Below are 14764 nucleotides of genomic sequence, written 5' to 3'. Positions count from 1 at the left end.
ATGGAACACGCACCCGCCTGGCTCATCAGCAGCCTGATCTACCTGGGCGCCGCCGTGCTGGTGGTGCCGCTGTCCAAGGCGCTCGGCCTCGGCTCCATCATCGGCTACCTGGCGGCCGGCATCGCCATCGGGCCCTGGGGCCTGGGGCTGGTGTCCAGCGTCGAGGAGGTGCTGCACTTCGCCGAATTCGGCGTGGTGCTGATGCTCTTCCTGGTCGGCCTGGAACTCGAGCCGGCGCGGCTCTGGAACCTGCGCCGACCCATCTTCGGCTGGGGCACCGCCCAGGTGCTCGCCTGCGCCGCGGTGCTGTTCACCGTCGGCATCCTGGCCGGCGCGAGCTGGCGCGTGGCGCTGGTCGCGGCGCTCGGCCTGGCGCTGTCGTCCACCGCGATCGCGCTGCAGGTCTTCGGCGAGCGCAACCTGCTGCCCACCGTCAGTGGCCAGGCCGGCTTCTCGATCCTGCTGTTCCAGGACGTGGCGGCGATCCCGATCCTGGCGCTGCTGCCGCTGCTCGCCGGTGCCGGCGCGCACGAGCCTCTGGGCGGCGGTGCGCGGGCCTTCGAGGCGCTCAAGATCATCGGCGTCATCGCCGGCATCGTGCTGGGCGGCCGGCTGCTGCTGAGGCCGCTGTTGCGCTGGATCGCGCGCAGCAACACGCCCGAGATCTTCACCGCCACCGCACTGCTGCTGGTGGTGGCCATCGCGGCACTGATGCAGTTCGTCGGCCTGTCGATGGCGCTCGGCGCCTTCCTCGCCGGCGTGCTGCTGGCCGAAAGCGAGTACCGGCGCGAACTGGAGACCGACATCGAGCCCTTCAAGGGCCTGCTGCTCGGCCTCTTCTTCATCGCCGTCGGCATGAGCATCGACTTCGGCGTGCTGATGGCGCAGCCGGGCCTGATGGCGCTGGTGGTGGTGGGCTTCCTGGTGCTGAAGTTCGTCGTCATCTACAGCCTGGCCAAGGCGATGGACCTGCCCTACCAGCAGCGGCCGGTGTTCACGCTGCTGTTGGCGCAGGGCGGCGAATTCGCCTTCGTCGTGTTCCAGGCGGCCGGGCCCGACGTGCTGCCGCCGGGCGTGGCCTCGTTCCTCACCGGTGCGGTGGCACTGTCGATGCTGGTGTCGCCGTTGCTCCTGCTCATCGTCGACAAGTACCTGATGCCGCGCTACAGCCGCGCGGCCGCGACGCCGATGGAAGAGATCTCGGAGCAGCAGACGCCCAAGGTGCTGATCTGCGGCTTCGGCCGCTATGGCCAGATCGTCGGCCGCATGGTCAGTGCGCAGGGCGTGAAGGTGACGGTGCTCGACCACGACCCCGACACCGTGGCCGGGCTGCGCGAGTTCGGCTTTCGCGTGTTCTACGGCGACGCGACACGGCTCGACCTGCTGCGCACCGCCGGCGCCGGCGCCGCGACGGCGGTGGTGGTCGCGGTCGACGACATGGAGCAGTCGCTCGAGATCGTCGACCTGGTGCAAGAGCACTTCCCGCAGGCGCGCATCGTGGCCCGGGCGCGCAACGTGGCGCATCTCTACCAGTTGGTCGACCGCAAGGTGGAATTCATCGAACGCGAGCTGTTCGAGTCGTCGCTGCGCAGCGCCCGCTCGGTGCTCGAGGTGCTAGGCTGGCCGGCGCACGAGGCGCGCGAATCCGCCATGCTGTTCCGCCAGCGCAACCTCAAGCTCACGGCCGAGATCTATCCGCACTACAAGGACCGCGCCAAGCTGATCGCGGTGTCGAAGGAAGGCCGGCAGCAATTCGCCGAGCAGATGGCCCGCGAGCGCGAAGACCGCCAGAAACGCCTGCGCGGCGACTGGGACCGCACCGAGGACTGACGCGCGGCCGGGGCGCGGCTACTTCAGCCCCAGCAGCCGGACCGCGTTGTCCTTCAGGATGCCGGGCATCACCTCGGGCTTGAAGCCGGCTTCGAGGAAGTCCTTCATCCAGCGGTCGGGCGTGATGAGCGGGTAGTCGCTGCCGAACAGGATGCGGTCCTTCAGCAGCGTGTTGGCGTACTGCACCAGTTGCTTGGGGAAGTACTTCGGGCTCCAGCCCGACAGGTCGATCCAGACGTTCGGCTTGTGCGTGGCCACCGACAGCGCCTCGTCCTGCCAGGGGAAGCTGGGGTGCGCCATGATGATCTGCATGTCGGGGAAGTCGATGGCGACGTCGTCCAGGTGCATCGGGTTGCTGTATTCCAGCCGCAGCCCGCCGCCGCAGCGCATGCCCGAGCCGATGCCGCTGTGGCCGGTGTGAAAGACAGCCGGCAGCTTGTGCTCGGCGATCACTTCGTAGAGCGGCCAGGCCATCTTGTCGTAGGGGTGGTAGCCCTGCACCGTCGGGTGGAACTTGAAGCCGCGCACGCCGTGCTCTTCGATCAGGCGCCGCACCTCGCGTGCGCCCATCTTTCCCTTGTGCGGGTCGACGCTGCCGAACGCGATCATCACGTCGGGGTTCTTCTGCGCCGCCTCGGCGATCTCCTCGTTCGGGATGCGGCGCCGGCCCAGATTGCTCTCGGCATCGACGCCGAACATCACGAAGCCGATCTTGCGTTCGCGGTAGTAGTCGATGCTCTCCTGGATGGTCGGCCGCTTGCTGGAGCGGAAGTACTTGTCGGCCGCGCGGTCGTATTCCTCGCCGTAGTTGTCGAAGGGGTTCCAGCAGCTGATTTCGGCATGCGTGTGGGTGTCGATGGCGACGAGGTTGGCGATGTCCATGCTGTGTCTCCGGTTCGGGTAAACACCGACCGCTGGCGGGCGAACGGCGGTTGAATTGGTTATTTTTCATAACCATAATCGATGCAACTCGGGAACGCAATCATGACGAACACAGACCTCCGCATCGATCTCCAGGGTGACATTGCCATCATCCGCCTGACGCGCCCTGCCAAGCGCAATGCGCTGAACGACGGGCTCATCCTGGCGCTGCGCGACGCCTTCCAGAACCTGCCGGACACGGTGCGCGCCGCGGTCATCGACGGCGAAGGCCCGCACTTCTGCGCCGGGCTCGACCTGTCGGAGCTGAGCGAGCGCGACGCCGGCGCCGGCCTGCGCCATTCGCGCATGTGGCACGACGCGCTCGAGAGTATCCAGCACGGCCCGGTGCCGGTGGTGGCGGCGCTGCACGGCGCGGTGGTCGGCGGCGGGCTCGAGCTGGCCAGCGCCTGCCACATCCGCGTGGCCGATGCGAGCACCTTCTACGCCCTGCCCGAAGGCAGCCGCGGCATCTTCGTGGGGGGCGGCGGCTCGGTGCGCATCCCGCGCCTGATCGGCGTGGCCCGCATGACCGACATGATGATGACCGGGCGGGTCTACAACGCCGAGGACGGCGAGCGTGTCGGCTTCGCGCAGTACCTGGTGCCCGAAGGCGCGGCGCTGGACAAGGCGGTGGAACTCGCCCAGCGCATCGCCACCAACGCGCCGCTCACCAACTACGCGCTGATGCACGCATTGCCGCGCATCGCCGACCAGCCGGCCGACCACGGCTACTTCACCGAAGCGCTGATGGCCGGCATCGCACAAGACTCACACGAAGCGAAGGCCCGCGTCAAGGCCTTCCTCGACGGCAAGGCCGCCAAGGTCGCCAAGGGCTGACCGCCTAAAACCCGCAGGAGAAAAAATATGCCGGAGACAACCAAAATGCCGACCACGGCAGCCGCCGGTGTTGGTGCACCCCGCTATCGGCCGCTTGCGTTCGGCATCACCCGCGGGGTGCTGCGCGAAGGCGAAGGCGGCGTGCAGTACCTGCAGGCCGAACAGCCGCTCGGCGCCTATGCCCACCGCATGACCGAGCGCCTGGTGCACTGGGCCGCGGTGGCGCCCGATCGCACCTTCATCGCACGCCGGGCGCGCAACGTCGACGGCAGCACCGGCGACTGGGTCCGCATCAGCTACCGCGAGACGCTGCACACCGCGCGCGCGATCGGTCAGGCGCTGCTGCAACGCGGTCTTTCGGCCGAGCGGCCGGTGGCGCTGCTGAGCGAGAACAGCCTGGAGCACGCGATGCTGGCGCTGGGCTGCCTCTATGTCGGCATTCCCTATTGCCCGGTGTCGCCGCCGTACTCGCTGGTGAGCAAGGACTTCGAGAAGCTGCGCCACGTGATGGCGACGCTGACGCCCGGCCTGGTGTTCGCGACCGACACGCGCTATGCGAACGCCATTGCCGCCACCGTGGCGCCGGAGGTCGAGGTGGTGCTGAGCAGCGGCACGCTCGAAGGCCGTGCCGTCACACCGTTGAGCGAATTGATCGCGACCGAGCCGACGCCGGCGGTCGAGGCCGCGATGCACGCGACGCATCCCGGCACCATCACCAAGTTCCTCTTCACCTCCGGCTCCACCAAGAACCCGAAGGCCGTCATCAACACCCATCGGATGTGGTGCGCCAACCAGGCGCAGCTGCGCGCGTCGATCCCGGTGCTGGGCGAAGAGCCGCCGGTGCTGGTCGACTGGCTGCCCTGGAACCACACCTTCGGGGGCAACCACAACGTCGGCCTGGTGCTGGACAACGGCGGCACGCTCTACATCGACGACGGCCGGCCGACGCCCGGCGGCATCGCCGAGACGCTGCGCAACCTGCGCGAGATCGCCCCCACGGTCTACTTCAACGTGCCCACCGGCTTCGAGTACATCGCCCATGCGATGGCCGAGGACGCCGTGTTGCGCAAGAACCTGTTGTCGCGCTGCCGGCTGTTCTTCTACGCCGGCGCCGCCTTGCCGCAGGCCCTGTGGGACCAGCTGCACCGCATCCAGGAGGCCGAGCTGGGCGAGCGGCTGGTGATCGGCACCGGCCTCGGCATGACCGAGTCCGGCCCCTTCGGCCTGTACATCACCCGGCCCGAAGTGCGGACCGGCGACCTGGGCCTGCCCACGGCCGGCATGGAGATCAAGCTGGTGCCGGTGGACGGCAAGACCGAGATCCGCTACCGCGGCCCCAACGTGACGCCGGGCTACTGGCGCCTGCCGGACGCCACGCACGAGGCCTTCGACGAGGAAGGCTTCTTTCGCACCGGCGACGCCGTGACCTGGATCGACCCCGGCAACATCCACCTGGGCCTGCGCTTCGACGGCCGCATCGCCGAAGACTTCAAGCTCGCCACCGGTACCTTCGTGAGCGTCGGGCCGCTGCGCGCCAAGATCATCGCCTTCGGTGCGCCCTATGTGCAGGACGCGGTGCTCACCGGCATCAACCTGAAGGAAGTGGGCGCGCTGGTCTTCCCCACGCAGGCGGTGCGCGAGCTTGCCGGGTTGCCCGCCGATGCGCCGATGCATGCGGTGGTGGGAAGCCCGGCCGTGCAGCTGTACTTCCAGAAGGTGATCGACCGCCTGGCGGCCGACGCCGGCGGCAGCGCAAGCCGCATCGCCCGCGCGGTGCTGGTGGCCGAGCCGCCGTCGATCGACAAGGGCGAAGTCACCGACAAGGGCTCCATCAACCAGCGCGCCGTGCTCCAGCACCGCGACGCGCAGGTGCAGGCGCTGCACGCCGACGCCCTGCCCTTCACCCTCAAGCCGCAATGGCAGTGATCCACGGACCCGACGAAGGAGACAACGCATGAAGATCGACGGACAAGCCGCCCTGGTGACCGGCGGCGCCTCGGGCCTGGGCGAAGCCACAGCCCGCGAACTGGCCCGGCTGGGCGCGAAGGTGGCGGTGCTCGACCGCAACATCGAACGCGCGCAGCAGGTGGCCGCCGACATCGGCGGCAGCGCGCATGCCTGCGACATCACCGACACCGCGAGCGTCGAGGCCGCGCTCGAAGCCGCCGCCGCAGCGCACGGGCCGGCCCGCATCCTGATGAACGTGGCGGGCATCGGCAGCGCCAAACGCATCGTCGGCAAGGACGGCAGTGCGGCGCCGCTGGAGGACTTCAGCAAGGTGATCGCGGTCAATCTGATCGGCACCTACAACATGAGCCGGCTGTTCGCCGCGCGCTGCGCCAAGCTCGAGGCGCTGGACGGCAAGGATGGCGAAGGGCGCGGCGTGATGATGTTCACCGCCTCGGTCGCGGCCTTCGACGGCCAGGTCGGCCAGCAGGCCTACAGCGCGTCGAAGGGCGGCCTGGTCGGCATGACGCTGCCGATGGCGCGCGACCTGGCGCAGCACGGCATCCGCGTGTGCACCGTGGCCCCGGGCATCTTCGCCACGCCGCTGCTGCTCGAGCTGCCCGAGCCGGTGCAGCAGTCGCTGGCGGCATCGATCCCCTTTCCGCCGCGGCTGGGCAAGCCGTCGGAATTCGCCGAACTGGCCTGCCACATCGTGACCAACGGCCACCTCAACGGCGAAGTGATCCGCCTCGACGGCGCGCTGCGTATGGCGCCGCGTTGATAAATCTGCAAGAAAAAGGCTGTCAGCGCATATGGCACCAGCGCTGGCAGCTACTGAATTAGGCGGAAACAACAAGCGCGTGGGCGCCGCGTCCTCCTAACCCCGGCCGGCGCATTGCGCCTGGCTCCACGCTGATGCAGAGCGCAAACAAGCGCCGTGTAACCCCCGACACCACAGCACCACCCTTGGAGAGAGACATATGAAAATTGCATCCCTGTTCACCCTGACCGCCGTGGCCGGGCTGGCCGCTACCAGCGCGGTTCACGCCCAGAACGTCACCCTGTACGGCATCATCGATACCGGCGTCGAGCGGGTGAGCAACACCGCCAACGGCGCCCTCATCCGCATGCCATCCAACACCGGCATTCTGGCCTCCCGCTGGGGCATTCGCGGCAAGGAAGACCTGGGCGGTGGCCTGTCCGCAGTGTTCACCCTGGAATCGGGCTTTGCCCCCGACACCGGCGCCTTGGGCCAGGGTGGCCGTCTGTTCGGCCGCCAGTCGCATGTGGGCCTGAGCGGCGACTGGGGTGCGGTCACCGCGGGCCGTCAGTACAGCATGCTGTTCTGGTCACTGCTGGATGCCGACATCGTGGGCCCGAGCGTATTCGGCATCGGCTCGCTGGATGCCTACATCCCCAATGCCCGCCACGACAACGCCGTCGTCTACCGCGGCAAATTCGACGCTTTGAGCGTCGGCGCCAGCTACAGCCTGGGCCGCGACACGGTGAACGCCGGCCCCTCGCCCGTCGGCACCAATTGCCCGGGCGAAAGCGGCAGCGACGCCCAGGCCTGCCGCGCCTGGTCGCTGCTGGCCAAGTACGACGCACCCACCTGGGGTGCCGCCCTGGCCTATGACCTGCAGCATGGCCGCACCCTGACCAGCGCCACCGATGCCGTATTCGGCGGCCTGACCAGCAGCGACAAGACCGACGCCCGCCTGTCCGTCAATGGCTACATGAAGCTGGGCGATGCCAAGCTGGCCGCTGGCCTGATCCGCCGCGACAACGAAGGCAATGCCGCCCGTCCCAAGAGCAATCTCTGGTACGCGGGCGCGTCCTACGCCATCACCCCGGCCTGGACGGTGGACGGCACTGTGGCCCGCCTGGCCTACAAGAGCGTGGACAACTTCGACTCCACCCTGTTCGCGATACGCGCGCTGTACAGGATGTCCAAGCGCACCACGGTCTACGGCCAGCTCGGCCATATCCGCAACCAGAGCCTGGCCGCGGTCTCGGTCAGCGGTGGCGCCCCCGGCAGCAACCCGACCGCCGGCGGCAACCAGACCGGCACCATGGTCGGTATCAACCATAGTTTCTAAGGGCTCACCCCCAAAAGGAGACACAGCATGACGATCGAGATTTCTTCGCGCCTGCGTCAGTGGGCTTTCGCGTCGCCCCTCGCCCTGCTCGCCGCCTGCGGCGGCGGGTCGGACGGTGGCAGCTCCTCGGCGGCAGAGGCGGCACCCTTGCCGCGCCTGTCGGCCGCCACGCCGGCCACCTTGCAATCCTGTGCCGAGCTCGCGAGCCGGTTCAGCTTCGCCGCGACCACCGTGACCGGTGCCGCGCTGGTGCCGGCCGGCACGCTCAAGATCGCCGGCCAGGACGTCGGCGAGCATTGCCGCGTGACCGGCCGCATGAACGATCGGGTGAGCGCCGTCGACGGCCGCAGTTATGCCATCGGTTTCGAGATGCGCCTGCCGCGCAACTGGAACGGCCGCTTCTTCTACCAGGCCAACGGCGGACTCGACGGCAACATCGGCGTCGCCAGTGGCGGCATCGGCGGCGGCGGCCCGCTGAACAACGCCCTCAACATGGGCTTCGCGGTGCTGAGCGCCGACGCCGGCCACGCCGGCGCGCTGGGCCCCTTCTTCGGCCTCGACCCGCAGGCCCGCCTCGACTACGGCTACCGCGCCGTCGGCACGCTCACGCCGATGGCCAAGGGCGCGATCCAGGCGGCCTACGGCAAGGCACCCGACCGCTCCTACATCGGCGGCTGTTCCAACGGCGGACGCCATGCGATGGTCGCCGCCTCGCGCTACGCCGACCAGTACGACGGCGTGCTGGCGGGCAACCCCGGCACCCGCCTGCCGCTGGCCGCCGTCGCCAACATCGCCGGTGCCCAGGCGTACAACCGCCTCGCCACCACGCCCGGCGACCTGGCCACCGGCTTCACGCAGCCCGAGCGCGCGCTGGTGAGCCAGGCCGTGCTGGCGAAGTGCGATGCGCTCGACGGCGCCAGCGACGGGCTGGTGCAGGACACGGCGGCCTGTCAGGCGAGCTTCGACCTGGCCCGTGACGTGCCTACATGCAGCGGCGCGCGCGACGGCAGCTGCCTGAGCACGGCGCAGAAGAGCAGCATCGCCGGGCTCTTCCAGGGCGCGTCCACCGGCAGCGGCAAGACGATCTACGCCAGCTTCCCCTACGACGCTGGTCTGGCCACGGGCGGCTGGGCCGGTTGGAAGTTCGCCAATTCGCTCAACCTGGATTCGGGTGCGGTGGGGTTCGTGTGGCAGGTGCCGCCGGAAAACCCGACCGGCTTCAACGGCCCGGCCTTCTCGCTCAGCGGCAATCTCGACAGCATGCTGGCGAAGATCCAGGCGACCAACGCGGTCTACACCGAGAACGCGCTCTCCTTCATGACGCCGCCCAACTACGGCAAGCTGCCGGTGTTGAAGCAGCGCGGCGCGAAGATCATGGTCTACCACGGCAGCTCCGACCCGATCTTCTCCAGCGACGACTCGGTCGACTGGTACCAGAAGCTGCGCCAGGACAACGCGGGCGACGCCGCCAACTTCGCGCGGCTCTACCTGGTGCCGGGCATGAACCATTGCAGTGGCGGCCCCGCCACCGAACAGTTCGACATGCTCAGCGCGCTGGTGAACTGGGTCGAGCAGGGCCAGGCGCCAGAGCGGGTCGTCGCCACCGCACGCGGTGCGGGCAACGCCGGCGGCGTCAATGCCGACGTGCCGGCGAGCTGGGCGCCCAACCGCAGCCGGCCGCTGTGCCCCTATCCGCAAGTCGCCCGCTACAACGGTGCAGGCAGCCTCGAAGACGCCGCCAGCTTCAGCTGCCGCTGAACCATTCATCCAAGGAGACAACGCCATGCCACACCGCCGCCACTTCCTCCACACCCTCGGCAGCGCCGCCGTCCTCGGCACGCTGGCGCCGTTCTCGGCGCGGGCCCAGGGGCTCGACCAGGTGAAGATCCTCTACGGCTTCCCGCCCGGCAGCGCCGGCGACAGCGTGGCCCGCCGCGTGGCCGAGAAGCTGGCCGGCACCGCCTACACGAAGAACCCCGGCGTGGTCGAGAACAAGCCGGGCGCCGGTGGCCGCATCGCGATCGAGACGCTCAAGGCCTCGCCGGCAGACGGCTCGGTGCTGGCACTGGCGCCGGTGTCGGCCCTAGCCGTGTACCCGCACATCTACCCCAAGCTGAGCTACAAGCCGGAGGACGTGACGCAGGTCTCGATCGGTGCGGTGATGTTCCATGGCCTGGCCGTGGGCCCGGCAGTACCCGCAGAAGTGAAGACGCTCAAGGACTTCCTGGCCTGGGCCAAGGCCAACCCGGACAAGGCCAACTACGGTTCGCCCGGGGCCGGCTCGATGCCGCACCTGCTGGGCGCGCTGCTCGGCCTGCGCGCCGACGTGGCGCTGCGCCACGTGCCCTACCGCGGCACGGTGCCCAGCATCACCGACCTGGTCGGCGGCCAGGTATCGGCCGCGATGAACCCGAGCGGCGACTACCTGCAGTACATGAAGGCCGGCCGCGTTCGGGTGCTGGCCACCTCGGGCAGGCAGCGCTCGCCCTACCTGCCCGAGGTGCCGACCTTCACCGAGCTGGGCTACCCCGACGTCACGTCGGAAGAGTGGTTCGGCTTCTATGCGCCGGCACGCACCCCGGCGGCCACGCTGGCCAACGCCAACGCCGCCATCAACCAGGCGCTCAAGGACAAGGCGGTGATCGACTCGCTCGCGCTGGTCGGCCTGCTGGCGCACGGCAGCAGTGCCCAGGCGATGGCGGCCGACCAGAAGGCGGAATTCGAGCGCTGGGCGCCGTTGGTCAAGCAGATCGGCTTCACCGCCGAATCCTAGGAATGAAACACCCCCGATGCGCCTTCGGCGCCCCCCCTCAAGGGGGCGCACCCAGCGGTCTGGCAGAGCCAGTTCCGCGGGTGCCCTGGCATGGGCCGTGCTGGTTCATGCGTCGTGGAAGGCGCGCAGCACCATGAAAAACTGACACGCACTACTCACCGCACCACCACCCCCACCGATGACCTACCGACCCCGCACCGAAGACACCCGCTTCCTGCTCGAAGCCGTGCTGGAAGCGCCGCGCCAGCTGGCCGCGCTGCCGCCCTTCGCTGACTTCGACGCCGAACTGCAGGGCCAGGTGCTGGACCAGGCCGCGACTTTCGTAGCGAACGTCGTCGCGCCACTTCAGCGCGTTGGCGACGAAGTCGGCTGCCGGCTCGAAGGCGGCGCGGTGCAGACACCGCCCGGCTTCCCCGAGGCCTACCGCGCCCTCGTCGCCGGTGGCTGGCCCGGCCTCGCGGTGCCGGTCGAAGACGGCGGCCAGGGCCTGCCCGCGGTGCTGGAGGCCGTGCTGTACGAGTGGCTGGCCGCTGCCAACCACGGCTTCACCATGGCGCCGGGCCTGCTGCATGGCGCCTTCGAGTGCCTGCGCCACCACGGCAGCGAGGCGCTGAAGCAGCGCTACCTGCCGAAGATCGCGAGCGGCGAATGGCTGGCCACCATGTGCCTGACCGAGGCGCAGGCCGGCAGCGACCTGGGCCAGGTGCGCACCCGCGCCGAGCCGCAACCCGACGGCAGCGTGCGCGTGGCCGGCACCAAGATCTTCATCTCCGGCGGCGAACACGACCTGACCGACAACATCGTGCACCTGGTGCTGTGCCGCCTGCCCGATGCACCGGCCGGCGCCAAGGGGCTGTCGCTCGCGCTGGTGCCCAAGCGGCTGGACGACGGGACGCGCAACGCGGTGCACTGCGAGCGCATCGAGGACAAGATGGGCCTGCATGGCAGCCCGACCTGCGTCATGCGCTTCGACGGTGCCACCGGCTGGCTCGTCGGCGAGCCCGGCCGCGGCCTGGCCGCCATGTTCGTGATGATGAATGCCGCCCGGCTGCACGTGGCGCTGCAGGGCATCGGCCTGCTCGACGCCGCCTGGCAGAAGGCCGACGCCTATGCGCGCGAGCGGCGCCAGATGCGGGCGCCTGGACACACCGGCACCGAGCCGAGCCTGATCGGCGAACACCCGGCGGTGGCGCGCGTGCTCGACACGCAACGCGCCTGGATCGACGGCGCGCGCCTCATCGCCTACCGCACCGCGATGCAGCTGGACATCGCCCGCCATGGCGCCGACGCCACCCTCCGCGCCGCCGCGCAGCAGTGGTGCGACTACGTGACGCCGGTGCTCAAGTCCGCCTGCACGCAGCAGGCCTTCGAAGGCGCCAGCGCTTGCCTGCAGGTCTTCGGCGGGCACGGCTACGTGCGCGAGTGGGGCATCGAGCAGATCGTGCGCGACGCGCGCGTGACGATGATCTACGAGGGCACCAACGAGATCCAGGCCATCGACCTGCTGGTGCGCAAGGTGCTGCCGGACGCCGGTGCCGGCCTGGCCGCGACGCTGCTCGCGCTGCGCAACGAACTCGACGCCTCGCGCGACGCCGACGCCGACGTGCAGCGCCGCCTGGCCCAGTTGCGCTACCTCACCACCCAGCTCGCGATGGCCGCGCACGCCCGCCCGCGCCTGGCCTACGAAGTGGCCGACGACTACCTGCGGCTGGTGATGCTCGCGATGCTGGCCTGGGCCTGGGCGCGCATCGACCAGGCGCCGGGCGCGGACGACGGCCATGCCCGCGCGGCCGCAGCGTTCCGGCGCTGGGTGCTGCCGGAGTTCGAGATGCGGGCCGGCATCGTCAAACGCGCCTGCGAAGAGGCGATCGCGCTGCAGGCCGGGGCGATGCGCTAGGCTCGGGGCCGATGGCCACCGCACCCCGACCGCGCAAGAGCGCCGCTTCCATAGCTTCCGTCGTTTCTTCAGCGCCCGCGGCCACCGCGCCGAACGGCAACGCCGGGCCCGAGCCGCTCGACAGCCGCGTGCTCGAGGGCCTGGTCGGCTACAACGCCCGCCGCGCCTACCTCGTCATCAGCGCGACCTTCGCCGAACGCATGGCGGTCTACGGCATGAAGCCGGTGGACTTCTCGGTGCTCTCGCTGCTGGAACACAACCCCGGCGCCACCTCGCGCCAGCTGTGCGCGACGCTGGAGATCCTGCCGCCCAACTTCGTCAACATCGTCGCCGACATGGATCGGCGCGGGCTCATCGAGCGCCGGCCCCATCCGCACGACCGCCGCGCACTGGGCCTGCACCTCACGCCGGCCGGCCACCAGCTGGTGGCCCAGGCGGAAGAGGCCGTCATCCAACTCGAGCAGGATGCCAGCGCACGCCTGACCGAGCGTGAACGCGACACGCTGATCCGGCTGCTGCAGAAGATCTACCTCTGAAATACGCCGCCGCTCAGGGTGCGATGAAGCCGTCCCACAGCAGCTTCAGGCCCGCCAGCAGCATGCCGAGGTAGACGAAGCGGTAGAACCACACCGGGTCGATGCGCCGTGCGATGCGGATGCCGATCCACACGCCCAGCGGCGCGATCGGCAGCAGCATGAGCGAGGTCGCCATGTTGCGCAGGTCGATGAGGCCGAGCCACGCATACGGCACCCACTTGGCCAGGTTCACCACGAAGAACAGGTAGGCCACGGTGGCGGTGAAGGCCACGGGCGTGAGGCGCAGCGGAATCAGGTACGCATTGAGCGGCGGGCCGCCGGCATGCGCGATGAAGCTGGTGAAGCCCGAAAGCGCGGTCAGCACGGCACCGACCGCGCGCGGCGGCGGCGCGTCGCCGGGCTTGGGTGGAAAGACCAGGCGCTGCGCCAGGAAGAGCAGCGTGAAGACGCCGACGATGCCGGACACCATGTGCGCCGACAGCACGCGGAACAGCAAGGCGCCGAGCAACACACCGACCAGGCTGCAGGGGATGAGAAAGCGCAGCAGGCGGCGGTCGAAATCCTTGCGGAAGGCCGCGATGCCCAGCAGGTCCATCAGCAGCAGCACCGGCATCAGGATGGCCGCGGCCTGCGGCACGGTCACGGCCAGCGCCATCATGGGCACCGCCAGGGAACCGAAGCCGGCGCCGAAGCCGCTCTTGCTGATCCCGAGCAGCAGCACGGCGGGGACGGCGACCGCGTAGAAGAACGGGTCGGTGATGACGGGAAAGGTCAAGGCTCGGTCTCTGGGACAAAGCCGGGGATTCTCTCCCGTCCGCTCACACGCTCAGAGGGAGAAGGTCAGTCGGCGGTCGCGCCGGATTCCTTCACGACCTTGCCCCACTTGGCGGTCTCGGCCACGATGAAGGCAGCGAACTGCTCCGGCTTCTCGCCAGCGGGTTCGGCGCCCTGCTCGGCCAGCTTCTTCTTCACTTCCGGGTTGGCCAGCGCCTTGAGGATCGACGCGTTGAGCTTGGCGATGACCGGCGCCGGCGTGCCGGCCGGGGCCAGCAGGCCGAACCACGAGGTCGCTTCATAGCCGGGCACGCCGGATTCGGCGATGGTCGGCACGTCCGGCAGGGCCGGCGAGCGCTTGGCGGTCGTCACGGCCAGGGGACGCAGCTTGCCGCCCTTCACATGGGGAATCGCCGAAGGCATGTTGTCGAACATGATCGAAATCTGACCGCCCAGCAGGTCGGACACGGCGGGCGCGCTGCCGCGGTACGGCACGTGCTGCATGTCGACTCCGGCCATCTGCTTGAACAGTTCACCCGACAGGTGGATGGAGCTGCCGGCGCCCGACGAACCGAAGTTCACTTTGCCCGGGTTGGCCTTGGCGTAGGCGATCAGTTCCTTGACGTTCTTGTACGGCTGCGACGGGTTGGCCACCAGCAGGTTCGGCACCATGGCAACGCGCGACAGCGGAGCGAAGTCCTTGATCGGGTCGAAAGGCATCTTCTTGTAGAGCGACTGGTTGATGGCGTGCGTGCCCACCGTGCCCATGAAGATCGTGTAGCCGTCGGGCGTGGCGCGTGCCGCAGCCTGGCCGCCGATGTTGCCGCCGGCCCCGGCGCGGTTGTCCACCACCACCGGCTGGCCGAGGTCGGTGCTCATGAACTGGCCCACCACGCGGGCCAGGATGTCGGTGGTACCACCGGCCGAGAACGGCACGATGATGGTGATCGGCTTGCTCGGGAAGGCGGCCTGTGCCTGTGCGGCCAGGGGGGCCAGCGACAACGCGCTGGCGACAGCCACGGTGGCAAGCGCGAAGGTACGGCGATTCAGTGCAGACATGGGAAATCCTCGGGAAAGATGGAAACACAGGCGGCCATGCGCCTGGAGCGAAGCGGACGAAACAGGTTCTATATCGGCACTTACCCTGAGA

General features: G+C 69.2%; 12 protein-coding genes. 9 read left to right on the top strand and 3 right to left on the bottom strand.

What is annotated here, in order from left to right; genetic code table 11:
- Window positions 1–1830 carry a glutathione-regulated potassium-efflux system protein KefC gene (gene kefC / locus ACSFBE_RS07090; RefSeq protein WP_435489680.1) on the top strand — a complete coding sequence of 610 codons (1830 nt, stop codon included), beginning with the start codon at window positions 1–3 and terminating at the stop codon, window positions 1828–1830.
- A gap of 18 nt (window positions 1831–1848) precedes the next feature.
- On the opposite strand, the gene ACSFBE_RS07085 is transcribed toward kefC, so the two are convergent.
- On the bottom strand, window positions 1849–2712 hold the full coding sequence (locus tag ACSFBE_RS07085; protein WP_435489679.1) for an amidohydrolase family protein: 864 nt from the start codon (window positions 2710–2712) through the stop codon (window positions 1849–1851).
- A 102-nt stretch (window positions 2713–2814) separates the two neighbouring features.
- On the opposite strand from ACSFBE_RS07085, the gene ACSFBE_RS07080 reads away from it, so the two are divergent.
- From ACSFBE_RS07080 to ACSFBE_RS07045, 8 genes are all read left to right on the top strand, one after another.
- Entirely contained in the window at window positions 2815–3588 is a 774-nt protein-coding gene (locus tag ACSFBE_RS07080; protein WP_435489678.1) for a crotonase/enoyl-CoA hydratase family protein, read from the top strand.
- Window positions 3589–3633: 45 nt separating this feature from the next.
- On the top strand, window positions 3634–5514 hold the full coding sequence (locus tag ACSFBE_RS07075; RefSeq protein WP_435489677.1) for a feruloyl-CoA synthase: 1881 nt from the start codon (window positions 3634–3636) through the stop codon (window positions 5512–5514).
- 28 nt (window positions 5515–5542) lie between these two features.
- Window positions 5543–6316, top strand: coding sequence for an SDR family NAD(P)-dependent oxidoreductase (locus ACSFBE_RS07070; protein WP_435489676.1), 774 nt, complete (start codon window positions 5543–5545; stop codon window positions 6314–6316).
- A gap of 199 nt (window positions 6317–6515) precedes the next feature.
- Complete coding sequence (locus ACSFBE_RS07065; protein WP_435489675.1) at window positions 6516–7634, top strand: porin; 1119 nt, start codon at window positions 6516–6518, stop codon at window positions 7632–7634.
- Window positions 7635–7661: 27 nt separating this feature from the next.
- Complete coding sequence (locus tag ACSFBE_RS07060; protein ID WP_435489674.1) at window positions 7662–9392, top strand: tannase/feruloyl esterase family alpha/beta hydrolase; 1731 nt, start codon at window positions 7662–7664, stop codon at window positions 9390–9392.
- Window positions 9393–9417: 25 nt separating this feature from the next.
- Complete coding sequence (locus tag ACSFBE_RS07055) at window positions 9418–10407, top strand: tripartite tricarboxylate transporter substrate-binding protein (protein WP_435489673.1); 990 nt, start codon at window positions 9418–9420, stop codon at window positions 10405–10407.
- Window positions 10408–10585: 178 nt separating this feature from the next.
- Window positions 10586–12304: an acyl-CoA dehydrogenase family protein gene (locus ACSFBE_RS07050; protein ID WP_435489672.1), complete on the top strand. Its 1719-nt coding sequence runs from the start codon at window positions 10586–10588 to the stop codon at window positions 12302–12304.
- A gap of 11 nt (window positions 12305–12315) precedes the next feature.
- A complete protein-coding gene (locus ACSFBE_RS07045; protein WP_435489671.1) occupies window positions 12316–12840 on the top strand; it encodes a MarR family winged helix-turn-helix transcriptional regulator in 525 nt (174 codons plus the stop codon).
- Between the two features lie 13 nt (window positions 12841–12853).
- Here ACSFBE_RS07045 and ACSFBE_RS07040 read toward each other — a convergent pair whose 3' ends face one another.
- Both ACSFBE_RS07040 and ACSFBE_RS07035 read right to left on the bottom strand, forming a co-directional pair.
- Window positions 12854–13615, bottom strand: a complete 762-nt coding sequence (locus ACSFBE_RS07040) for a sulfite exporter TauE/SafE family protein (RefSeq protein ID WP_435489670.1) — start codon at window positions 13613–13615, stop codon at window positions 12854–12856.
- A gap of 65 nt (window positions 13616–13680) precedes the next feature.
- Complete coding sequence (locus ACSFBE_RS07035; protein WP_435489669.1) at window positions 13681–14673, bottom strand: Bug family tripartite tricarboxylate transporter substrate binding protein; 993 nt, start codon at window positions 14671–14673, stop codon at window positions 13681–13683.
- Window positions 14674–14764: the final 91 nt, after the last annotated feature.

The sequence above is a fragment of the Variovorax sucrosi genome (assembly GCF_051216635.1).
In the GTDB taxonomy this organism is placed as follows: Bacteria; Pseudomonadota; Gammaproteobacteria; order Burkholderiales; family Burkholderiaceae_C; genus Variovorax.
This window is presented reverse-complemented; position numbering and strand designations above follow the sequence as displayed.

Bases quoted from the DNA above. Each gene is read 5' to 3' on its own strand.
- ACSFBE_RS07045 (WP_435489671.1), top strand. From the start codon at position 12,316: ATGGCCACCGCACCCCGACCGCGCAAGAGCGCCGCTTCCATAGCTTCC.
- ACSFBE_RS07075 (WP_435489677.1), top strand. From the start codon at position 3,634: ATGCCGACCACGGCAGCCGCCGGTGTTGGTGCACCCCGCTATCGGCCG.
- ACSFBE_RS07060 (WP_435489674.1), top strand. From the start codon at position 7,662: ATGACGATCGAGATTTCTTCGCGCCTGCGTCAGTGGGCTTTCGCGTCG.
- ACSFBE_RS07085 (WP_435489679.1), bottom strand. From the start codon at position 2,712: ATGGACATCGCCAACCTCGTCGCCATCGACACCCACACGCATGCCGAA.
- kefC (WP_435489680.1), top strand. From the start codon at position 1: ATGGAACACGCACCCGCCTGGCTCATCAGCAGCCTGATCTACCTGGGC.
- ACSFBE_RS07050 (WP_435489672.1), top strand. From the start codon at position 10,586: ATGACCTACCGACCCCGCACCGAAGACACCCGCTTCCTGCTCGAAGCC.
- ACSFBE_RS07055 (WP_435489673.1), top strand. From the start codon at position 9,418: ATGCCACACCGCCGCCACTTCCTCCACACCCTCGGCAGCGCCGCCGTC.
- ACSFBE_RS07035 (WP_435489669.1), bottom strand. From the start codon at position 14,673: ATGTCTGCACTGAATCGCCGTACCTTCGCGCTTGCCACCGTGGCTGTC.
- ACSFBE_RS07080 (WP_435489678.1), top strand. From the start codon at position 2,815: ATGACGAACACAGACCTCCGCATCGATCTCCAGGGTGACATTGCCATC.
- ACSFBE_RS07065 (WP_435489675.1), top strand. From the start codon at position 6,516: ATGAAAATTGCATCCCTGTTCACCCTGACCGCCGTGGCCGGGCTGGCC.
- ACSFBE_RS07070 (WP_435489676.1), top strand. From the start codon at position 5,543: ATGAAGATCGACGGACAAGCCGCCCTGGTGACCGGCGGCGCCTCGGGC.